This window comes from Patescibacteria group bacterium (assembly GCA_004297735.1).
Classification (GTDB): Bacteria; Patescibacteriota; Saccharimonadia; order UBA4664; family SCTI01; genus SCTI01.
On sequence record SCTI01000001.1, the window covers coordinates 148078 to 167366 of the forward strand.

General features: G+C 51.7%; 29 protein-coding genes and 4 tRNA genes. All 33 read left to right on the top strand.

Features of this window, described 5'->3' with window-relative positions:
• The first annotated feature begins 4 nt into the window (after positions 1-4).
• The 33 genes from EPO04_00875 to aspS all read left to right on the top strand — a co-directional run bounded on the left by EPO04_00875 (position 5) and on the right by aspS (position 19081).
• Positions 5-397, top strand: a complete 393-nt coding sequence (locus EPO04_00875) for a 30S ribosomal protein S8 (protein ID TAK89648.1) — start codon at positions 5-7, stop codon at positions 395-397.
• A 1-nt stretch (position 398) separates the two neighbouring features.
• Positions 399-935, top strand: a complete 537-nt coding sequence (locus EPO04_00880) for a 50S ribosomal protein L6 (protein ID TAK89649.1) — start codon at positions 399-401, stop codon at positions 933-935.
• 1 nt (position 936) lies between these two features.
• Positions 937-1278 (top strand): 50S ribosomal protein L18, encoded by a 342-nt coding sequence (locus EPO04_00885; protein TAK89650.1) that lies wholly within the window; start codon positions 937-939, stop codon positions 1276-1278.
• Positions 1279-1803 carry a 30S ribosomal protein S5 gene (locus EPO04_00890; protein ID TAK89651.1) on the top strand — a complete coding sequence of 175 codons (525 nt, stop codon included), beginning with the start codon at positions 1279-1281 and terminating at the stop codon, positions 1801-1803.
• An 8-nt stretch (positions 1804-1811) separates the two neighbouring features.
• Entirely contained in the window at positions 1812-2297 is a 486-nt protein-coding gene (locus EPO04_00895) for a 50S ribosomal protein L15 (protein ID TAK89652.1), read from the top strand.
• A 9-nt stretch (positions 2298-2306) separates the two neighbouring features.
• Positions 2307-3623: a preprotein translocase subunit SecY gene (gene secY / locus EPO04_00900; protein ID TAK89788.1), complete on the top strand. Its 1317-nt coding sequence runs from the start codon at positions 2307-2309 to the stop codon at positions 3621-3623.
• A gap of 52 nt (positions 3624-3675) precedes the next feature.
• A complete protein-coding gene (locus tag EPO04_00905) occupies positions 3676-3900 on the top strand; it encodes a translation initiation factor IF-1 (protein TAK89653.1) in 225 nt (74 codons plus the stop codon).
• Positions 3901-3917: 17 nt separating this feature from the next.
• Complete coding sequence (gene rpmJ, locus EPO04_00910) at positions 3918-4031, top strand: 50S ribosomal protein L36 (GenBank protein ID TAK89654.1); 114 nt, start codon at positions 3918-3920, stop codon at positions 4029-4031.
• Entirely contained in the window at positions 4032-4418 is a 387-nt protein-coding gene (locus EPO04_00915) for a 30S ribosomal protein S13 (GenBank protein ID TAK89655.1), read from the top strand.
• 24 nt (positions 4419-4442) lie between these two features.
• The gene (locus tag EPO04_00920) at positions 4443-4841 is read left to right on the top strand and encodes a 30S ribosomal protein S11 (protein ID TAK89656.1); all 399 of its coding nucleotides are present in this window, start codon (positions 4443-4445) and stop codon (positions 4839-4841) included.
• Between the two features lies 1 nt (position 4842).
• Positions 4843-5460: a 30S ribosomal protein S4 gene (locus EPO04_00925; protein TAK89657.1), complete on the top strand. Its 618-nt coding sequence runs from the start codon at positions 4843-4845 to the stop codon at positions 5458-5460.
• 22 nt (positions 5461-5482) lie between these two features.
• Positions 5483-6436 (top strand): DNA-directed RNA polymerase subunit alpha, encoded by a 954-nt coding sequence (locus EPO04_00930; protein TAK89658.1) that lies wholly within the window; start codon positions 5483-5485, stop codon positions 6434-6436.
• Positions 6436-6930 carry a 50S ribosomal protein L17 gene (locus EPO04_00935; protein TAK89659.1) on the top strand — a complete coding sequence of 165 codons (495 nt, stop codon included), beginning with the start codon at positions 6436-6438 and terminating at the stop codon, positions 6928-6930. Before EPO04_00930 ends, EPO04_00935 begins: the two co-directional genes overlap by 1 nt.
• Positions 6927-7364 carry a 50S ribosomal protein L13 gene (locus tag EPO04_00940; protein TAK89660.1) on the top strand — a complete coding sequence of 146 codons (438 nt, stop codon included), beginning with the start codon at positions 6927-6929 and terminating at the stop codon, positions 7362-7364. Before EPO04_00935 ends, EPO04_00940 begins: the two co-directional genes overlap by 4 nt.
• Positions 7357-7761, top strand: a complete 405-nt coding sequence (locus EPO04_00945) for a 30S ribosomal protein S9 (GenBank protein ID TAK89661.1) — start codon at positions 7357-7359, stop codon at positions 7759-7761. The genes EPO04_00940 and EPO04_00945 overlap by 8 nt, the downstream gene beginning before the upstream one ends.
• Before the next feature lie 48 nt (positions 7762-7809).
• Positions 7810-8799, top strand: coding sequence for a potassium channel protein (locus EPO04_00950; GenBank protein ID TAK89662.1), 990 nt, complete (start codon positions 7810-7812; stop codon positions 8797-8799).
• Entirely contained in the window at positions 8796-9680 is an 885-nt protein-coding gene (locus tag EPO04_00955) for an RluA family pseudouridine synthase (protein ID TAK89663.1), read from the top strand. The genes EPO04_00950 and EPO04_00955 overlap by 4 nt, the downstream gene beginning before the upstream one ends.
• Positions 9658-10578, top strand: a complete 921-nt coding sequence (locus tag EPO04_00960) for a DNA polymerase III subunit delta' (GenBank protein TAK89664.1) — start codon at positions 9658-9660, stop codon at positions 10576-10578. Before EPO04_00955 ends, EPO04_00960 begins: the two co-directional genes overlap by 23 nt.
• On the top strand, positions 10575-11225 hold the full coding sequence (locus tag EPO04_00965; protein ID TAK89665.1) for a tetratricopeptide repeat protein: 651 nt from the start codon (positions 10575-10577) through the stop codon (positions 11223-11225). The genes EPO04_00960 and EPO04_00965 overlap by 4 nt, the downstream gene beginning before the upstream one ends.
• Before the next feature lie 83 nt (positions 11226-11308).
• Positions 11309-11383: transfer RNA gene (locus EPO04_00970), tRNA-Thr, on the top strand.
• A gap of 10 nt (positions 11384-11393) precedes the next feature.
• Positions 11394-11479: transfer RNA gene (locus EPO04_00975), tRNA-Tyr, on the top strand.
• Between the two features lie 14 nt (positions 11480-11493).
• A tRNA-Thr gene (locus EPO04_00980) sits at positions 11494-11568 on the top strand.
• Positions 11569-11612: 44 nt separating this feature from the next.
• The gene (locus EPO04_00985; protein ID TAK89666.1) at positions 11613-11819 is read left to right on the top strand and encodes a PspC domain-containing protein; all 207 of its coding nucleotides are present in this window, start codon (positions 11613-11615) and stop codon (positions 11817-11819) included.
• Positions 11820-11981, top strand: a complete 162-nt coding sequence (gene rpmG, locus EPO04_00990) for a 50S ribosomal protein L33 (GenBank protein TAK89667.1) — start codon at positions 11820-11822, stop codon at positions 11979-11981.
• 79 nt (positions 11982-12060) lie between these two features.
• A complete protein-coding gene (locus tag EPO04_00995) occupies positions 12061-12630 on the top strand; it encodes a hypothetical protein (protein ID TAK89668.1) in 570 nt (189 codons plus the stop codon).
• A 97-nt stretch (positions 12631-12727) separates the two neighbouring features.
• Positions 12728-12803, top strand: a tRNA-Trp gene (locus tag EPO04_01000).
• 25 nt (positions 12804-12828) lie between these two features.
• On the top strand, positions 12829-13230 hold the full coding sequence (gene msrB / locus EPO04_01005) for a peptide-methionine (R)-S-oxide reductase (GenBank protein TAK89669.1): 402 nt from the start codon (positions 12829-12831) through the stop codon (positions 13228-13230).
• A gap of 104 nt (positions 13231-13334) precedes the next feature.
• Positions 13335-13613, top strand: coding sequence for a hypothetical protein (locus tag EPO04_01010; protein ID TAK89670.1), 279 nt, complete (start codon positions 13335-13337; stop codon positions 13611-13613).
• A gap of 213 nt (positions 13614-13826) precedes the next feature.
• Complete coding sequence (locus EPO04_01015; GenBank protein ID TAK89671.1) at positions 13827-14066, top strand: hypothetical protein; 240 nt, start codon at positions 13827-13829, stop codon at positions 14064-14066.
• Positions 14067-14225: 159 nt separating this feature from the next.
• The gene (locus EPO04_01020; protein ID TAK89672.1) at positions 14226-15791 is read left to right on the top strand and encodes a DHA2 family efflux MFS transporter permease subunit; all 1566 of its coding nucleotides are present in this window, start codon (positions 14226-14228) and stop codon (positions 15789-15791) included.
• Between the two features lie 86 nt (positions 15792-15877).
• Positions 15878-16456: a hypothetical protein gene (locus EPO04_01025; GenBank protein ID TAK89673.1), complete on the top strand. Its 579-nt coding sequence runs from the start codon at positions 15878-15880 to the stop codon at positions 16454-16456.
• Positions 16399-17631 (top strand): hypothetical protein, encoded by a 1233-nt coding sequence (locus tag EPO04_01030; protein ID TAK89674.1) that lies wholly within the window; start codon positions 16399-16401, stop codon positions 17629-17631. The genes EPO04_01025 and EPO04_01030 overlap by 58 nt, the downstream gene beginning before the upstream one ends.
• Positions 17632-17668: 37 nt before the next feature.
• Positions 17669-19081: an aspartate--tRNA ligase gene (gene aspS, locus EPO04_01035; GenBank protein TAK89675.1), complete on the top strand. Its 1413-nt coding sequence runs from the start codon at positions 17669-17671 to the stop codon at positions 19079-19081.
• The last annotated feature ends 208 nt before the right edge of the window (positions 19082-19289 follow it).

Sequence of the window (19289 nt, forward strand, 5' to 3'; positions counted from 1 at the left end):
AGAGATGATGACAGATCCAATAGCAGACATGTTAACCCGAATTCGCAACGCCGTAGCTGCTTCACGCAGCCACGTGGTGTTGCCGCATTCCAAAATCAAGGAGGGTATTGCCCAGATCTTGAAGGACAACAACTTTGTGGCCGACTACAAGGTTGAGGACAGCAAGGGCTTTAAGACCATCTCAATTACGCTTGCCAAGGACAACCAGTCGGTTGCAATTAGCAACCTGCAGCGAGTGTCTAAGCCAGGACGACGCGTTTACACTAGCAGCCAGGACATTCCCTTGGTGCTTGGTGGACGCGGAATGGTTATCCTGTCGACCCCTGGTGGGCTGATGACCGGCCGAGAGGCTCGCAAGCAAGGCCTTGGTGGTGAATTAATCTGTAAGGTGTGGTAAGATGAGTCGAATTGGACGCAGCCCAATTGAAGTTCCAGCTGGTGTTACGGTTGAAATTACCGATAGCCAAGTTACTGCTCGCGGCCCTAAGGGCGAGCTATCGGTAGCTTTGATGCCTGGACTAGAAGTTAAGCAACAGGATAGCGTGCTACAGGTTAGTCGCCCGGTTGAAAACGCCGAAACCCAGCGTACCTTTGGCTTGCAGCGTACTCTAATCAACAACATTGTGGTTGGAGTTAGCAAGGGCTATGAGCGACGCCTCGAGATTAACGGCGTTGGCTACCGCGCTAACGTAGCCGGACAGACCGTCAACCTTACACTAGGTTACTCGCACCCAATTGCCTTCAATCTGCCGCAGGGCATTGAAGCAAAGGTTGAAAAGAACATAATTGTAATCAGTGGCGCCGATAAGCAACAGGTTGGCCAGGTTGCGGCTAACATTCGCGCCCTGCGCAAGCCGGAGCCTTATAAGGGCAAAGGAATTAAGTACGTCGAAGAGCACATTCGACGCAAGGCCGGAAAGGCGGCAGCAAAGTAAGATGAGTAAGATGATGATTTCACCAGCACAACAGCGACGACGTCGCGTTCGAGCCAAGGTCCAGGGCACTACCCAGCGACCCCGATTAAGTGTGTTTGTAAGCAATCGCCAGGTATCGGCTCAGCTTATTGATGACAGCCAGGGAGTCACGCTAGCTAGCGTTACTTCTCTAGGTACTACCGGCACAATGACCGAAAAGGCCACCAAGGTTGGTGAGCAAATTGCGGCAGCTGCCAGCAAAAAGAAAATTAGCGCCGTGGTGTTTGATCGCGGTTCTCGACTGTATCATGGGCGGCTTGACGCTCTAGCTACCGCCGCGCGCAACAAAGGACTGGAGTTTTAAATGGCAATTCAAGCTCAACCAAAAGAGTTCGAAGAGAAAGTAATTGCAATCGACCGAGTCGCTCGAGTGGTTAAAGGCGGTCGACGTTTCCGCTTCCGTGCCATCGTAGTGATTGGTGATGGCAAGGGCCGAGTTGGTCTTGGTATTGGTAAGGGCGGTGAGGTTATTACCGCGATTGCTAAGGCGGTTTCCCGAGCACGCCGCAACTTGATTACCGTGCCAATTCATAACGGGACCATCCCTCATGAGGTAAAGGTACGTTTTTCTGGCGCCCATGTACTGCTTAAGCCCGCCTCAGAAGGTACCGGTGTGATTGCCGGAGGGGCGGTACGTAACGTGGTGGAGGTAGCCGGTATTCACAACCTGCTAACCAAGTCACTTGGTTCGACCAACAAGGTTAACAATGCGTATGCCACCATTATGGCGTTGTCGCAGCTGCAAGAAGTGCCTGCAAGTAGCAAGCCAAAGGCCGATTCTAAGCCAAAGGCGACTGCCAGTAAGACCAAAGAAGCTGCGGTAGCCTAGGAGATTTTATGAAGATTCACGAACTTACAGTCACCAAAAAGGCAAACTCAAAGCGAGTTGGTCGCGGTATTGGTTCCGGCACCGGTAAGACCGCCGGTCGCGGTACTAAAGGTCAGAACTCACGTAGCGGCGGTGGCGTACGACCCGGTTTTGAGGGTGGTCAAAACCCCCTCGCCAAGCGTCTGCCTAAAAAGCGCGGTTTCCGTTCGCTCAATCCAACCAATTACGCCGCTATTAATTTGGCACGTCTTGATGAGCTCAAGGCTGGATCAACCGTGACCAACCAATCGTTGGCGCAGGACGGCTGGGTTGACGATGTCCATACTCCAGTTAAAATTCTGGGTAAGGGTACGCTTACCAAAAAGCTGACAGTTCAGCTCCAAGCCGCTTCGGCAACTGCCCAGCAGGCAATCGAAAAGGCTGGTGGCAGCTTTGTAGCCACCGCGCTGGCTAAGCGCCCCAAACAGCCATCGGCACGTAATCGAAAGTCGTAAAATATGACACTGAGGGTTTTTAGAGAAGCGTTTCGTTCGCCAGACCTACGGCGACGAATCTTGTTTGTGCTTGGCATAGTGGTGATTTACCGCTTCCTGTCTTATGTTCCGGTTCCAGTGCCCGACAATGCTGCTCTGGCCCAGTTTCTAGAGAGGCTATTTAATAGCAGCCAGCTGCTTGGCTTTGCTAACCTGTTTACCGGGGGTAGCTTGGGTAACTTCTCGATTGTAATGATGAGCCTGGGGCCGTATATTAACGCTTCAATCGTGATGCAGCTGTTTACTAAAATTATTCCCTCGCTAGAGGCGCTAAGCAAAGAGGGTGAGAGCGGCCAACGCAAAATTATTCAGTACACCAGGCTGCTCACGCTACCGTTTGCCATCTTGCAGGCGATTGGAATGGTCATATTGATCCGCCAAAGCTCAATCCAGATCGCGCAAACCGATTTAATTGGCAACCCGGACTTGGCGCAGTGGTTCCTGATGATTACGGTGATGACGGCTGGTAGCATGCTGCTGATGTGGCTGGGGGAGTTGATTACCGAAAAAGGCGTCGGCAACGGAATTTCAATTATCATTTTAGCCAGCATCGTCTCAACCCTACCGGGCACCTTTGGGCAGTCGTTGGATCTAGCGGCTAACGATAGCACCAAGATAATTCAGATTATACTGTTTGCGGCCGGTGCGCTGGCGGTAATTATGGCGATGGTGTATCTAAATGAGGGTCAGCGATCGATACCGGTGTCGTATGCGCGTCGAGCCCGCGATAATCGTATTTACTCGGGGGTAGATACTCATCTGCCAATTCGCTTGATTACAGCCGGGGTTATTCCAATCATCTTTGCGCTGGCATTTTTGGCGGTACCACCGTTCTTGGGGCAGCTGCTTAGTGGTGCCAGTACTCCATGGGTAGCAGGCTTCGCTCAGTGGCTGACCACCACCTTTGCCACCACCAATCCCTGGTATGCTGCCGCTTACTTTGGACTGGTAGTGGTCTTTACCTTCTTTTACACCTCTATTGTGTTTAACGCTAAGGACATTGCTGAGCGGATTCAAAAGCAGGGAGGGTTTATTCCCGGTATCAGGCCGGGTAACGAGACCGCCAAGTACCTGGCAAACGTGGTCAACCGCCTGACGTTAACCGGAGCGGTAGCGCTTGGTTTAATCGCGATTCTGCCCTTTGTGGTTGAGCGCTTAACCAATACCCAGTCTTTGACCATTGGGGGTACCAGTTTGCTGATTATTGTGAGTGTAGCGCTTGAGACGATGAAGCAGATTGAGTCGCGGCTGATCCAGACTAGTTATGACGGCTATAATGTTCGTTAAAACTCTTTACAGATCAGGTAAAAAAACATATAATACCCAATTGTAGCTCACTATGGCAGGAACAAAGGAAGTAATCGAATTCACCGGGACCGTTCTGGAGACCCTACCAAACGCAATGTTTAAGGTAGAGCTTGAGAACGGCCACGTTATTTTAGCCCACATCTCGGGCAAAATGCGCATGCATTATATTCGGATACTTCCCGGTGACAAAGTGACGGTGCAGATGACCCCATACGACCTATCTAAGGGCCGTATAACCTATCGTCATAGGAATTAAAGGATTAAGGGAAACAGATGAAGGTACGCGCTAGCGCCAAAAAAATGTGCTCAAAGTGTAAGATCGTTCGACGACAAGGAACGGTGTATGTTATCTGTGATGACCCAAAGCATAAGCAGAGGCAGGGCTAAATGGCACGTATCGCTGGCGTAAACATTCCAACCGGTAAAAGAGTAGAGATAGCACTTACCTCTATCTACGGCGTTGGTTTGAGCACTAGTCAAAAGATTCTAGCTGAGACCGGCATTGATCCTAGCACTCGAGTTAAGGATTTAACCGAGTCGGAGATTTCTAAGCTGCGAGAAGCGATTGATAAGCAGCTAACCGTTGAAGGTGACTTGCAGCGTTTGGTATCGCTATCAATTGGTCGTCTCAAGGAAATCAACTCCTATCGCGGCCTGCGCCACAAGAACAGCTTGCCGGCTCGGGGTCAGCGCACCAAGACCAACGCTCGAACCAAGCGTGGCAAAAAGGTAACCATGGGTAGTGGCCGTAAGAAGGCTGCGGCAAAGACCTAAAATTTACGAGGAATATAAGAGATAATGGCAACCAAAACCGCATCTAAATCAAATCGTCGTCGCAAGGCTAAGCGCACACTGTCAACCGGACAGATGCACGTCCATGCGACCTTCAACAACACCATCATCAGCATGACCGATGAGCAGGGTGGAGTGGTTGGCTGGGCTAGCGCCGGCGGTAGTGGTTTCCGCGGTTCACGCAAGTCTACCCCTTATGCTGCTCAGGTAGCAGCAGAGCGAGTCGCCAACCTCGCCAAAGACATGGGCTTGCAGCGAGTAGCGGTACAGGTTCGAGGTATTGGCAGCGGTCGCGAATCCGCGATTCGAGCGCTGTCAGCGGTTGGCATTCAAGTAACCAGCATTAAAGATGTGACCGGCATTCCGCACAACGGTTGTCGTCCACGTAAGCCGAGGAGAGTGTAGTATGGCTCGCGATTTAGCCCCAATTGTTAAGCGCTCTCGCCGCGAAAAGGTAGCTTTGCACCCTAAGGCGGTTAAGGGACTGACCCTGCGTAATTACGCACCGGGTGAGCACGGTCAAACCACCATGCGCGCCAAGCAGAGCGAGTACGCCCTGCAGCTGCGTGAAAAGCAAAAGGTAAAGCGCATGTACGGCTTGCTCGAAAAGCAGTTTCGTCGCGTGGTAGCTGAGGCCGATCGTCGTCCTGGCGTAACCGGTGAGAACCTATTGCAAATCCTGGAGCAGCGACTAGATAACGCCATCTACCGACTCAACTGGGCGATTAGTCGTCAGGCCGCTCGTCAGGTTGTGACCCACGGTCACGTTATGCTAAACGGTCGTCGTGTGGATATCCCTTCGATTCAGCTAAAGCCAGGTGATGAACTTGAGATTCGTCCTAAAAGTGCTTCTAACGCCTACTTTACTACTCGTAAGCAGGAGCTAGAGAATGATCAAACCGCCATCAGTTGGTTGAGCGGAGATCATAAGAAGCTGAAGGCTAAGGTAACCGGTACCCCGTCACGTGAAGACGTGATTGAGGAGATAACAGAGCAATTAATCGTTGAGTTCTACTCAAGGTAAGTAATAAGGAAGGAATAAGAAGGTGTTGTACGACATTCAACTACCCAATCTAACCACCACTAAAGAGGATGGCAACCGCGCAACCTTTGCGATTGAGCCACTCCACCCTGGCTATGGTATGACTTTGGGAAACTCGCTTCGCCGTGTGATTCTTTCAAGCTTAGGCGGTGCAGCTGTTACCGCGGTTAAGATTGACGGCGTGTCACATGAGTTTTCGACAATTGACGGCGTAAAAGAGGATGTGGTCGAAATCATTCTCAACCTTAAGCGATTGCGCTTTAAGGTATACAGTGACGAGCCGCAGTATCTGATGCTGACCAAAAAAGGTAAGGGCGAGGTTACCGCAGGTGACATCAAGACCAATGCCGATGTTGAGATCGTAAATGCAGATCAGGTTATTGCAACCATCGACAACGATAAAACACAGGTTGGCATGGAAATTAAGATCGAAAAAGGCCGAGGTTACGTGCCGGTAGAAGCCCGCGAGAACGAGAAGCTTGAGGTTGGCATGATTGCGGTTGACGCTCTCTACAGCCCGGTTAAGCGCGTTCGTTACAACGTTGAAAATACCCGCGTGGGTCAGGCTACCGACCTAGACCGCTTGGTGCTTGAGATTGAGACCGATGGCTCAATCACCCCTCATGATGCCGTACAGCAAGCCGCTCAGGTTTTAGTTGGTCACTTTGGCGTGGTATCCGGCCAGCCGGCCGCTGCTGCTAGCGCTTCGGCCGCTACTCCTAAATCTAGCGACGAGGCTGGAGACAGCAAAGCCGCTAGCATCATGATTGAGGAGGTTAACTTTACCCCTCGTACCACCAACGCTTTACTGAACAACGAAATTCGTACCGTTGCCGATCTGTTGATGCTAAGCGATACCGAACTCAAGGAGCTTAAGGGCTTTGGCGCTAAGGCTTACGATGAGGTTCGCGACAAGATCGTTGAGCTTGGCTTTAACCGCGAGGCAGAGGTAGACTAATGCATCGCCACGGTTACAAAGGTCGTAAGTTACAGCGAGCCGCCGGTCCACGTCGGGCATTGGTGCGAGGTCAGATTACCTCGCTGGTGCTACACGAGCAAATTACGACTACCGTAGCCAAGGCCAAGGAGATCGCTCCTCAGTTCGAAAAACTGGTTACCAAGGCTAAAAAGGGTGATTTGCACAATCGTCGTCTGATTCGGGCGGTGTTGCTGACCGATAAGGCTACCACTAAGTTGGTTGAGGAGATCGCACCGGCGTTTAAGAATCGAGAAGGTGGTTACACCCGGATTGTTAAGTTGGGGAACCGACTAGGTGATAATGCACCTATGGCTGCGGTTATGTTAACCGACAAGCCACAGCGCGTTGCCGAAAAGCCCAAGGCTAAGCCGGCTACCAAAAAGCCAGCAGCCAAGAAGGCGGAAGCCGACTCGGCTAAGGCTAAGAAGCCAGCCGCCAAAAAGGCACCAGCCAAGAAGGAGGCAGCTAAGTGAAAACCTTTTCCGTAAAACCAAGTGAAACCACTCACGATTGGTACGTGATTGATGCTAGCAACCAAACTTTGGGTCGTCTGGCTACCGAGGTCGCCCGCCACTTGATTGGTAAGCACAAGCCGACCTACACGCCGCACATTGATGGTGGTGATAATGTGGTGGTCATTAATGCCGCCCAAGTAAAGGTTACCGGCAACAAGATGGCCGATAAAAAGTATTACCGACATTCCGGTTACCCAGGCGGATTGACCGAGCTCACGCTCGAAGAGATGATGCAAAAACACCCAACTCGTGCCGTTGAGTATGCGGTTAAGGGCATGTTGCCAAAAAACCGTTTGCAAGACGTACGTCTCAAGCGTCTACGTGTGTACGCCACCGCTGAGCACCCGCATGACCCACAGCAACCCAAGACCTTAGGAGAGATTAATGGCTGAAGCAGCTAAAGAAAAGTATTTTTACGGAGTTGGTCGTCGCAAAGAGGCGATTGCTACCGCCCGACTTTACCAGGGTGGAGGTGAGATTATGATTGGCGAGGAGACTGCCGGAGCCTACTTCAATAATGAGGCTTTTGTGCAGCTATTGGAGCAGCCAATTGAGCTAACCGGTCACGCTAAGAAGCTTAAAGTCACCCTTAAGGTTAGCGGTGGGGGTAAGCGCGGCCAGGCCGAAGCTGCCCGTCTGGCAATTGCTCGCGCCCTTGAAGTTAAAGACGAAGGTTTGCGCACCACCCTTAAAAAGGCTGGCTATCTAACTCGCGATCCACGTGAGAAAGAACGTAAAAAGCCTGGTCTCAAGCGCGCCCGTAAGGCACCTCAGTTTAGTAAGCGTTAAGCTTATTGTCGTATAGCCAGGCAAGCGTAACCATTATATAATGATGGGGTGAGCGCATATCATACACCCTGGAAAATACTAGGTTTTACCGTCCTGGCAGTTGTCGTTGGGACCGTTGGGTTTATGCATTTTGAAGGTTTATCGCTGGGTGATGCTAGTTACCAGTCGATGTTGATTATGCTGCGACACTATGGACACGTTGAGCTGCATGATCCAGCGGCCCGAGTATTAAACATTCTATTAATTATTTCTAGTTTGGCTATCATCGGCTATTTGATTAAGTGGATGGCTGAATATATGATGGGTGTAAGCGATAATGTACGGAAAAGACGATTGGCGGCAAAAGTTAAAAAAATGAGACAGCACTATATTATTTGTGGATTAGGCCGCGTTGGCAGCCAGGTTGCGCGCGAGATGGCGATTGAAGAAATTGAGTTTATTGGGATGGATCGCGACCAGGCCAAGGTAGGTGACGCGGTTGGTTTGGGTTACACCGCTTTTCAGGCCGACAGCACTTCAGAACAAGCTTTGCGCGAAGCCGGCATCGATCACGCAGCCGGAGTGGTAGCGAGTTTGGGTGATGATTCAGCCAACCTGCTGGTAACCCTGGCGGCGCGGGCCATCAACCCCGATATCTACATTGTGGCGCGAGCCAACCGGGCGGAAAATGAGGTTAAGTTAAAGCGTGCTGGGGCCGATCGCGTTGCCTTGCCATACCAAATTGGAGGCTACCACATGGCCTCCATGGCGTTGCGACCGAGTGTGGTCGACTATATGGACATTGTGAGTAGCTCGGGTGCAAGTACCGACCTACAGGTTGAGGAAATGGTGGTTGGCGACGGTTCGCGCCTGGCCGGGCATCATCTGGGCAAGGCTTTGACAGAAGGAGCAATTGGCGCAACTGTGATTGCAATTAACGGCTCTGATGGCACCAGCAAGGTTAGGCCAACCGGCAATGAGGTGATTTACCCGGGTGATCGCTTAATAATTCTTGGAGCCAAAGCCGACCTCAACAAGGCCTCCGCCTTAATCCGATGAGTCAGGCCCAGCGTATTCCGGAATCGGCGGCGGGTCAGCGGCTGGATGTCGCCTTGAGCCAGCTGCTTGGTCAAACTCGCAGCCAGGTCCAGCGGATGCTCAAGGAACAGAGGGTGAAGGTAGATTCAGAGCTACGCCCAGCTAAGTGGCAGGTTGAAGGGGGAGAGCAGATAACTGTGACCCAACCCGAACCGCAAGTTGGTTTTGAGGCACCCGATTTAACGATTTTATACGAAGATGATGACGTCATGGCAATTGATAAGCCTGCCGGCCTGGTGGTGCATGATACCGAAACCGGTCGCATGCAGCCAACGGTGGCGGCCTTTGCTGCGGCTCAAGGCGTAGAGGACGATGACGATGACCGCCAAGGTATTGTTCACCGCCTCGACAAGGACACCTCCGGGGTGATGTTGCTGGCCAAAAACCCCAAGGCTAAAGCTTACTTGCAGCAACAGTTTCGTGAACGTAAGGTAGACAAGCGCTATATTGCGCTAGTACGGGGGCGCTTAAACGAAGATGAAGCGACTATTAAACTGCCAATTGGCCGCAATCGAACCACTCCCATTAAGAGGGCGGTGCTGCCGCATGGTCGCCAAGCGGTCACTCACTACCAGGTGCTTGAGCGATTAGCCGGTGCCTGTTTGGTCTCAATTGGTCTAGAAACCGGCCGAACACACCAGATTAGAGTTCATTTTGCTCATTTAGGGCATCCGGTGGTGGGAGACACTCTTTATGGCGAACCAACTCCTGGTTTGAACCGCCAGTTTTTGCACGCCGAGCAGATTGAGTTTGTAGCACCGTCAGGTAAGACGGTTAAGGTGAGTAGCCCCCTGCCACAAGAGCTTAGCGACTACCTTGATGCCTTGCGTAACAAGGTATAATGGGTTCATGAAGCTGTTTGTCCACCCTCAGACTGACTCACAAATAAACGCGCTCATAAAACACCCGAAGCGTACGGTATTGCTGTTTGGCCCGGAAGGCGTGGGCAAGTTTACGGTTGCTCGCGAGATAGCTCGGCGTTTAACCTGTGCTGGTTGCGAAAATGGCAGCTGTAGCGCCTGCGTACTGGCCGCCGTCGGTTCTAGCCCAAACATTATCTTGGTTGAACCAGATGCTAAGAACACAATTGGCGTACAAGCGGTTCACCAGCTTCATCACACCCTTAATTATCGACCATATGGCGACAACCAGCGTCGGATAGCGATTATTCATAATGCCGACAGTTTAAGCCTGCCGGCTCAAAATGCGTTGCTCAAGCTGCTCGAAGAACCTCCGGTGGACACCTTGCTGATTTTGACTGCCATTGACCGAACCGCCCTACTGGATACGGTGGTGTCGCGCTGTCGTTTGCTGTACGTGCCGCCACTTTCGGTTAAGGCGATTGAGGGTTTCTTGTTAGAGCAGTACGGTATTGACCAGCAGGCCGCTCGTCACGCCGCTACTCTTAGTCATGGCGCGGTTGGCAAGGCCATTAGGTTGGTTCGGGACGTCGACCAGCTTCAACACGCTCAGCAGATTCAACAAACCGCTCAAGGGTTGGTTGAGGGCCAACTGTTTGACCGGCTGCAGGTAGCCGCCACGCTAGCCACGGCACCACAGCAGATCCCAGAATGCCTAAGCGCGCTTGCCGATTTAGCGCACTTTCAAGCTCGTCATGCCGACCGATTGCTACCGGAGCCGCTTGAGGCGATCCAAAAGCTTCAGCAGCGGCTAAAAGCCCATATCGCTCCGCGCGTTGCGCTTGAGGCCTATGTGCTGGAGGCGGGAGTAAGTACGTGATTGGCTTACTGATTATCGCCGCGGCCGCCTTCTTTTTATTCCGGCTGCTTGGTGGCGCGCCAAAGCTTCGGTTAAACCCCAAGGCACCCGCTGTCGCCAACCAAAACAAGATTGAGGAGCTCACCGATTACGCTCGACGTTTACGGGCGGCCGGCAAATATACCGCCGCCGAAAAGGTTTATATGCAAATCCTTAAAATAGATCATCGCCATGTTCAAACTTACAGCCGGATGGGGACTCTTTACTCGGCCCAGCGGAACTATCCTGATGCGATTGAGGCATTCGAGATGTCGACCAAGCTCAAGCCGTCTGGCACGACTTACTATAATTTAGGGTTGGCTTTCTTTGAAAATCGTAACTACATGAAGGCCGCGGCGGCTTTCGAAAAGGCGGTGATGTTTGAGCCAACGCTGCAGCGCTATATTGGGCTAGCCAAAACCTTTAAAAAGCTTGATAACAACCCCCGGATGATACAAGCTTTAGAGCAGGCGGTACAGCTTGAGGCGAGTCCAAGGGTTTTGTGGCTACTGGCTGATGCTTACGAAGCCAGTCGTCAGCCAGCTAAGGCCGAAGCCGTGCGCAAGCAAATAGCCACTCTTGACCCGAGTGACGAGCGCTTACGCCGCCAAAAGCCGACTCGCATCTAGCCTAAAAGCTGGTTGAATGTTCCAGGTTAAAATGCTATGCTAATTCGGTTGAAAGACAGCTGGCCGACCGAGGTATGCGTCCTGCCGACGTAGCTCAATGGTAGAGCAACAGTTTTGTAAACTGTAGGTTGCGGGTTCAATTCCTGTCGTCGGCTCCAGAAAATCTATGCCGGGTTACCCAAGCGGTCAACGGGGGCAGACTGTAAATCTGCTGGCGTACGCCTTCGGGAGTTCGAATCTCTCACCCGGCACCAAATTGCATCATCTCGCCCAGGTAGCTCAGTGGTAGAGCACTTCCATGGTAAGGAAGGGGTCACGAGTTCAATCCTCGTCCTGGGCTCCATGTAATTTTTATGGTATAATTATAGTAAATAACCGAGAAAAACAGTGGCAACTAAGACTAAAAAGTTAACCTTAAGTAAAGACAAGAAGCTATCCGGCGTTTGCGGCGGGATTGCTGAATACTTTGAGTTTGACCCTACCATCGTTCGACTAGGCATGGCATTCTTCATCCTAGTGACCGGTGTGTTCCCGGGGCTGATTTTTTATGTTGTTGCCGCCATTGTGATGCCGGAAGCAGAAGGAGCCAAGTAAATGGCTAAAAAGAACCGCCCAATCATCACTTTGCGTTCAAACGAGGATCCGGAGACGGTGTACACCACCACCAAGAATCCTAAAAACACCCCTGATCGTTTAGTGATGAAAAAGTATTCTAAGCGCCTTAACAAGGTTGTTGAATTTAAAGAGAGCAAGTAGCTCACCTGCTCATAGCCTTGCGTTGTGAGCGCACTTATCGCATAATCTAGCCATTCTGCACCTTCACTAGGAGTTGATCGTGGCTATCTTGCTTGAAAAGCGCAATAACCTCGAAGACCCGTGGAAGTTTTTTACGCTGCAAGGCTTTAGCAGGGCAAGCATTGAGCTAAAATCCCCTGGTTTTTCTAGCATGACCTTTGCCGCCCATCTGTTTCAGAACAATCCAAAGACAGACGCGGTTGAGGTATATGGCCTCAGAACAAGGACTAAGGTTAGGCTAAAAAGCCTTGCTCCGGGGGAATCTTGGAATGGCACAGTTTGGAGCGAAAACACCAGCAGCGGCTACATCTGGGGTCGCATAACCAACTTTGACGTCAGCTGGCTGCCCCATATCTACTGCCCGGCTTGCAGCCAAGCCTTTACTCCGTTTGAGCTTGAATATCACCTCAACCGGCACACCATATATGAGGCCGTCAGGTACGGAGTTGGCTACGGGGAGATTTGGCGTGACGTTGTACTAGACATTGAGGAGTACATCAACAGCGGAATTGCTTCTGGTATTGCACAGCTTGGACTGACTCGCCTACTTAGAAGGCTTCTTGAAAGAGCTGTGACCGCCCAGCTTAGCGAAGCCAGTATGCAGAACTAAAAATGCCAGCGGGCTCATGGATATAGGACGCCATGAGCCCAGTTTTACTCAACAAATAGGCATTAATAAGATACAATTATGTGGTCCTATCTGATATAGGGGTGTAGCTCAGCTGGTAGAGCATCGGTCTCCAAAACCGAGTGTCGTGGGTTCGAGTCCTGCCACCCCTGCCATGGAATAATTGTATATAATATAAGTATGATCAAAGATGCGGCAGACAAGTCAGATCAATTTTGGCAGCAAAAACTGACGCCCGAACAGTACCGGATTGTTAGAGAGCATGGTACAGAGGCGCCGTTTAGTGGAGCCTACCTAGACAATAAAGAGAGTGGCATGTATCGGTGTGTCGCATGTGGGCAGGAGCTCTTTAGTTCGGACACCAAGTTTGAGAGCGGCACCGGTTGGCCAAGCTTTTATGATGCAGTGAGTAAATCAAACGTAAAGTTTAAAGACGACTACAGTCTGGGTCATCATCGGGTAGAGGTGAGCTGTTCAAACTGCGGAGCTCATTTAGGGCATGTGTTCCCTGATGGACCAAACCCTACCGGGCAGCGATATTGCATTAATTCGGTGGCCCTCGATTTCAAGCCAAAACAATAGATTTAATTTGATATATTGACAAAACATAAGTAGTATGGTATTATGGCAATTATCACTCTCGATAAGAGACGTGAAACCTGCACCTACTACCCGAGAGGGAATCAATGCGTAAGTTTCTGAAGAACTCAGTCGACTGGCTGGACACCTTCCCCGGCGTCGGCATCTCCCTTGTGGTGGTGGCGGTTGCCGGTGCGGTGGTCGGCTACACCACGGGCTTCGGCTCCACCCTTGCCGGGTGGATCGTGGAAGACGGAGTGGTCGGATCCGACTGGGAGGCCGCGATCTTGGTCTCGACCTGCGCTGCGACCGGCTGGTTCTTACTCCTGATCCTGGTCATCGGCGTCCAGGGGGTCATCAAGGACTTCCGGCAGGACGCCCGCTAGCAGCGGTTACGCGAGGTATCACCTCAACGCCCAGTGCGTTAATCTGGGCTCACCCCCGAGTCTGTCAGCTCGACTGATCGGCTCAGGGGAGAAATCCTCAGCTCTTTACAGTAGTACATGGCGCCTGGGCTGCTTTGCCGCAGTAGTGGCAACCGAGCTTCCAATGCTCAGCCCTTGGCATCCTCCTTTGTACCCACAATAGGAGGAAAAGCCGTGCTTTACATCATCACGCAAGAAGAGTTCGTTCACACCCTGGAGGGCTACCTCCAAGAAGAGTTCCCCGCGCTCCGTAGTGAGTGGTACTGGGACGATAGCGACTGCGACATGCCGACCGAGTATGGCGTCAAGGTGGCGATCGATACCGATCACCCGTTGTGGGACAAGGTGGTCCTCAAAGTGGCGCGTTACTGCCTCTGCCGAGGTGGCAACGTTACCCTTGAGGTACCTGAGTAGTGTAGTAAAGAGTTTTGGCGGACGGGTTTACCTCGTCCGCCTTTACTTTTGGTTTTGAAGTTATTCTTATTAAGAATAAAAAGCTTGCCATGTTAGTTTTGTCTGTATAGAATAATAGTTAACTAGACAACTATTACACAAGAAGGGTAGCAAAAAAGAATGAAGGACTTATCGAAGCAGCAAAAAATTGGAGTGCTAATCGCAGTTGCGGCTGGTATGTTTTTGGCTGCGCTGGACCAGACCATCGTGGGTACGGCGTTGCCAAAGATTATTGGCGATCTGCACGGACTTAGCGAGATCGGCTGGGTGGTATCGGCTTATATGCTGGCGGCAGCGGTAACCACGCCAATAACTGCTAAGCTGTCGGACATCTACGGCCGCAAAAAGTTGTTTTACTTCAACGTCATTGTTTTCTTGCTTGGCTCTTTGGTGGCCGGCATGTCTCACGCGATGTGGATGCTTATCCTGGGCCGCGCAATTCAAGGTGTTGGTGGTGGAGGTTTGATGGCTAGCGCCTTTACCGTTATTGCCGATGTGTTCCCGGCCCGCGAGCGGGGCAAATACATTGGCATGATCGGGGCTCTGTTTGGTATTGCTTCGGTGGTTGGGCCAACCCTTGGCGGCTGGCTAACCGATACCTTTAGCTGGCGCTGGGTCTTTTTAGTCAACCTACCGGTTGGTATTGCCGCGCTGGCAATTGCAAGTCGAACTCTGCCTAACATCACCCGTGATGCCCACGGCAAGATCGACTGGCTGGGTTCGGTTGGAGTGGCCGCTACGGTTATTCCTTTCTTGCTGGCATTAATTTGGGGCGGTCACGAGTACGCCTGGAATAGCCCGCAAATACTAGGCCTGTTTGGCTTGTCGGCAGTAATGCTGCCAATCTTCCTCTGGATTGAGCACACGGCGGCCGATCCGTTACTGCCGCTGAGACTGTTTAAGGAGCGTATTTTTACTCTTGGTAACATCATCGTGATGCTTGGGTTCCTGTCGATGTTTGGGGCTGTGCTGTACATCCCAATTTTTGTACAAATGGTTCAGGGTTCAAGCGCAACCAACTCCGGTATCATTTTGCTGCCAATGATGTTTTCGCTAGTGGTGATGAATATTGTATCGGGGCAGATAGTGTCGCGAACCGGACGCTATAAGTGGTTGGTGGTAGCAGCGCTGGCAGTAATGTCGCTAGGCATGTACCTGATGTCGCAGCTAAAGGTAGATTCCAGCCATGCCGAGGTGGTAACCTATATGATTCTACTGGGCCTTGGTATTGGGCCAACCTTCTCGGTAATGCCGATCATAATTCAGAATGCTTTCCCCAATAAAGATCTGGGCGTTGTAACCGGCTCGGTAACCTTCTTCCGAACGCTGGGAGGAGCAATTGGCGCAAGCGTGCTTGGGGCGGTGTTTAACAATATTCTGAGCGACAAGATCCAAAACATTTCGGTAAAGGGCTTGCCACAACAGCTGGAGCCGGTGCTTAAGAACCCGGATGTGGTTCAGAACCGTGATGCGGTGGATCAAATTACGGCGCAGCTACATTCACTGACTTTGCCGCCACAAATTAAGGGTATGATTTTACAGGCTTTTGATACCTTTATGGCGGCCACCAAGCTAGCTTTGACCGATGCGGTGACCGGCGTGTTCTTTGTCTCCTTTGTGTTGGCGGTAGTGGCCATGGTATTGATGTTCTTTGTACCAGAACGCGAGTTACGCTCGGAACACTAGGATTAGGTTGAGCAGGCTTTAGGCTTCAACCTAATAGCATAAGCGTTTTATTGACTTTGGCTTAGAGCCGGCCGATACTTAACAGTATGAATCCGTTTCGTATTTTAACCATGCCGCTTGGTCCTTTGCGCCGAGCCTGGACCGGCGATTACCAGCAGAGTGGGGAGTTGAGCCAGGCCGACTGTGTGATTGGGTTTTCTTTTGGCTATAGGGGTAAGGGTAAACGGATTGAGCCGGGCTTAAGTAATGAGGACTTGGCGGCAGTAGCGGCCAGGCACTACGACCATCTACCAAAAATCTTGCAGTGGGAAATTGCAGATGCGTATCTTAAGCAGGTTAAAAAACCGACTCAGCCAATCATTAAAATTACCAAACACCGCCGCAAAGGCAAATATTTAGACACCCAAGAGGTGGCGATGCAGGCTAAGGAGGCCATGCGCCAGCGAGGTTATAAAACCGCTGTGTTACTGGCCAACGCTTACCATCTGCCGCGAGTCCAGGCTGTTTGTACTCAGTTAGGGATTAGCTGGGTCACTACCGATGACTTGCGCGGCGCGGTTGAGTTTGACCTGCGCTCAAGCCAAAAATGGACGCGTAGTCGGGACGCATGGCGAGGCTACGAACCGCTAGCAATGATGTTTTACCGCATGAGGGGATGGCTATGAAGCACGTTTTAATTGTCGGAGCAGGGTTTGCTGGTATTAAATTGGCCCGCGAGCTAGACCGGGATCATCGCTTTCATATCACCCTGATTAGCGATCGGCGCAGCTTTGAGTATCATGCGGCGCTGTATCGATCGGTTACCGGCCGCTCGCACTTGGAGGTTGAGGTGCCGCTGGTTGATATTTTCGCCGGCAGTCGGGTAGAGGTGGTTTACGATCAAGTCAAGAAAATTGATGCCAAAAATCAAACGGTTACCTGCCAAAGCAAAGAACGCTATCATTATGACGAGCTGGTTTTGGCTTTGGGTAGCGTAACCGCTTACTTTGGCATCGCTGGCTTGCCAGAATTTTCTTATGGCATGAAATCGATAGCCGAGGCGGCTGAGCTTAAGCAGCATCTACACGCGGAGTTAACAGCTGGCCACAAGCCGGATGGTCATTACGTTGTGGTTGGTGGCGGCCCAACCGGGGTAGAGCTCGCAGGTGAGCTGGTCAGCTACCTTAAGCAACTGCGGCAGAATCACAACATCCGCAAGCCCTTTACGGTTGATTTGGTCGAGGCTGCCCCGCGAATACTGCCAGCTCTACCAGAGCGTTTTGGGCAGATGATTCATTATCGGTTGGAGAAACTAGGGGTAAGAGTTTACACCGGCGTGGCGGTTAAGGGTGAGACCGCAAGCGAACTTAAGCTGCCTGACGGCAATATCGATACTCACACCGTTATTTGGACCGCCGGAATGACCAACAACCCGTTGTTTGCCGATCACCCAAAGCTGTTTAAGTTGGCCAAGGGCCAAAAGGTAGAGGTTGATGAGCACCTGTCGGCCGCTCCTCACGTGTGGGTGGCGGGGGATAGCGCCTCAACCCAACATGCTGGCTGGGCCCAGACCGCCTTATATGATGGCCGGTACCTGGCAGAGGTTATGCGCTCGCTTGAAGATGGTTTGCCACTGCCAACTTATGCTCCAAAAGCTCCGGTTGGTGCAATTCCGGTTGGGCCACACTGGTGCGCGGTTAATACCCCCAGGGGCACTCAACTGTTTGGGAGAATTGGCTGGTGGGGTCGTCGCTGGGTTGATTTTAAGCTGTTTTGGGGCCTGCTACCGGCTCGACTGGCCTGGCGAGCCTGGATTATGGGCACTCGGCAAGAAGAAAGCTGCCCCCACTGCCGTCATTAGGTGGCTTTTAAGCTAAAAAAACGGTATTGTAGTAGCTATGAAATCTTCTACTCCAGCGGTTCAAGTCGCCGAAACTCTGCATCACATTGACTCAACCGTGGTGGTACAGGGCTGGGTCCACACCATACGCGATATGGGTAAAATTGCTTTTATTGAGGTGCGCGACCACACCGGCTTACTGCAAGTGGTGGTCGATGACCCTTCAACTCTACCTAAACTTGGGCCTGAGTACGTAGTATCGATACGTGGTGCTGTTCGCAAACGGGGAGAGCGCTACATCAACCCCAGACTAGTCACCGGCACCGTCGAGCTGGGGGCAGAGTCGGTCGAGGTGCTTAATGACAGCCAGGAGCTACCATTTGAGGTTAAAAAGGACACCTTGGATGTTAATGAGGAGCTGCGCTTAAAGCACCGGTATCTGGACTTGCGCAGCGAACGGATGGTCGCAAACCTAAAGTTACGCCACCAAGTTAACAGCATTTTACGTAATCATCTCGACGAACAAAGCTTTACCGAAGTTGAGACGCCGCTTCTTACTAAGGGTACTCCTGAGGGTGCTCGTGAGTTCTTGGTTCCAGCCAGACTGCATCCGGATCAGTTTTATGTTTTACCGCAGTCGCCGCAGCAGTTTAAACAAATGCTAATGGTTGGCGGAATTGGGCGGTATTACCAGATTGTCCGCTGCTTACGAGACGAGGACCAGCGAGGCGATCGCCAGCCCGAGTTTACTCAGCTGGATGTAGAAATGTCCTTTGTTGACCAAGAAGACATTCTACGACTCAACGAGAAGCTTTTAATCAAAGTGGTGCAGCAGACGGTGCCAGATGCTCAGATTACCACCGTTCCGTTTCCGCGCTTAACCTACGCGGAAGCGATGGAGCAGCACGGTACCGACAAGCCAGATTTGCGCAAAGATAAGAATAACCCCAAGGAGTTCGCCTTTTGCTGGGTGACCGATTTCCCGTTGTTTGAGATTGCTACCGAAGGCAGTAAGCTCGACGCGGTTCACCATCCGTTTACCGCGCCTAATCCAGAAGACATGCCATTACTTGATTCTGAGCCCGACAAGGTCCGCGCTCTAGCCTACGACATAGCCCTAAACGGCTTTGAGGTTGGCGGTGGCTCAATTCGAATCCACGATGCTAAGTTGCAGGCTAAGGTGTTTGAACTGCTCGGGCTGGGTCGTCAAGAGGCTGAGCAGCGATTTGGCCATATACTGGAGGCCTTTAAATATGGCACGCCGCCGCATGGAGGTATCGCCTGGGGCTTAGACCGTTTATTGATGCTGCTAGCTGGTGAGCCAAATATTCGCGAAGTTATTGCTTTTCCTAAGACCGGCGATGCTCGCGATCCTTTAACGGGCGCTCCAACCACAATGCCAACCGAAAGATTGGACGAAGTAGGAATTGCTCTCAAGCCTAAAAAGCCTAATAAGCGGGCTGGTTCTTAGGCTATATGCAGGGGTCAGAGTCGACAGTTAACCCTCAGCAGGGAGTATCGGGGCTACAGTCAACGCCAGAACAGCAGTTGCAGCCCACCGGAGAGGGCTCTGGTCAGGCAAGTACGTCGGCTAGTGCCGTGTTGCAGTCGCCAGCAACCAGCCAACAAACGCAGCTATTTTTACGGGGTGAAACCGCTGGTCAAAAAGTGTCTGGAGA

Bases quoted from the DNA above. Each gene is read 5' to 3' on its own strand.
- EPO04_00875 (TAK89648.1), top strand. From the start codon at position 5: ATGATGACAGATCCAATAGCAGACATGTTAACCCGAATTCGCAACGCC.
- EPO04_00880 (TAK89649.1), top strand. From the start codon at position 399: ATGAGTCGAATTGGACGCAGCCCAATTGAAGTTCCAGCTGGTGTTACG.
- EPO04_00885 (TAK89650.1), top strand. From the start codon at position 937: ATGAGTAAGATGATGATTTCACCAGCACAACAGCGACGACGTCGCGTT.
- EPO04_00890 (TAK89651.1), top strand. From the start codon at position 1,279: ATGGCAATTCAAGCTCAACCAAAAGAGTTCGAAGAGAAAGTAATTGCA.
- EPO04_00895 (TAK89652.1), top strand. From the start codon at position 1,812: ATGAAGATTCACGAACTTACAGTCACCAAAAAGGCAAACTCAAAGCGA.
- EPO04_00905 (TAK89653.1), top strand. From the start codon at position 3,676: ATGGCAGGAACAAAGGAAGTAATCGAATTCACCGGGACCGTTCTGGAG.
- rpmJ (TAK89654.1), top strand. From the start codon at position 3,918: ATGAAGGTACGCGCTAGCGCCAAAAAAATGTGCTCAAAGTGTAAGATC.
- EPO04_00915 (TAK89655.1), top strand. From the start codon at position 4,032: ATGGCACGTATCGCTGGCGTAAACATTCCAACCGGTAAAAGAGTAGAG.
- EPO04_00920 (TAK89656.1), top strand. From the start codon at position 4,443: ATGGCAACCAAAACCGCATCTAAATCAAATCGTCGTCGCAAGGCTAAG.
- EPO04_00925 (TAK89657.1), top strand. From the start codon at position 4,843: ATGGCTCGCGATTTAGCCCCAATTGTTAAGCGCTCTCGCCGCGAAAAG.
- EPO04_00935 (TAK89659.1), top strand. From the start codon at position 6,436: ATGCATCGCCACGGTTACAAAGGTCGTAAGTTACAGCGAGCCGCCGGT.
- EPO04_00945 (TAK89661.1), top strand. From the start codon at position 7,357: ATGGCTGAAGCAGCTAAAGAAAAGTATTTTTACGGAGTTGGTCGTCGC.
- EPO04_00955 (TAK89663.1), top strand. From the start codon at position 8,796: ATGAGTCAGGCCCAGCGTATTCCGGAATCGGCGGCGGGTCAGCGGCTG.
- EPO04_00960 (TAK89664.1), top strand. From the start codon at position 9,658: ATGCCTTGCGTAACAAGGTATAATGGGTTCATGAAGCTGTTTGTCCAC.
- rpmG (TAK89667.1), top strand. From the start codon at position 11,820: ATGGCTAAAAAGAACCGCCCAATCATCACTTTGCGTTCAAACGAGGAT.
- msrB (TAK89669.1), top strand. From the start codon at position 12,829: ATGATCAAAGATGCGGCAGACAAGTCAGATCAATTTTGGCAGCAAAAA.
- EPO04_01010 (TAK89670.1), top strand. From the start codon at position 13,335: ATGCGTAAGTTTCTGAAGAACTCAGTCGACTGGCTGGACACCTTCCCC.
- EPO04_01020 (TAK89672.1), top strand. From the start codon at position 14,226: ATGAAGGACTTATCGAAGCAGCAAAAAATTGGAGTGCTAATCGCAGTT.
- EPO04_01025 (TAK89673.1), top strand. From the start codon at position 15,878: ATGAATCCGTTTCGTATTTTAACCATGCCGCTTGGTCCTTTGCGCCGA.
- EPO04_01030 (TAK89674.1), top strand. From the start codon at position 16,399: ATGGCGAGGCTACGAACCGCTAGCAATGATGTTTTACCGCATGAGGGG.
- aspS (TAK89675.1), top strand. From the start codon at position 17,669: ATGAAATCTTCTACTCCAGCGGTTCAAGTCGCCGAAACTCTGCATCAC.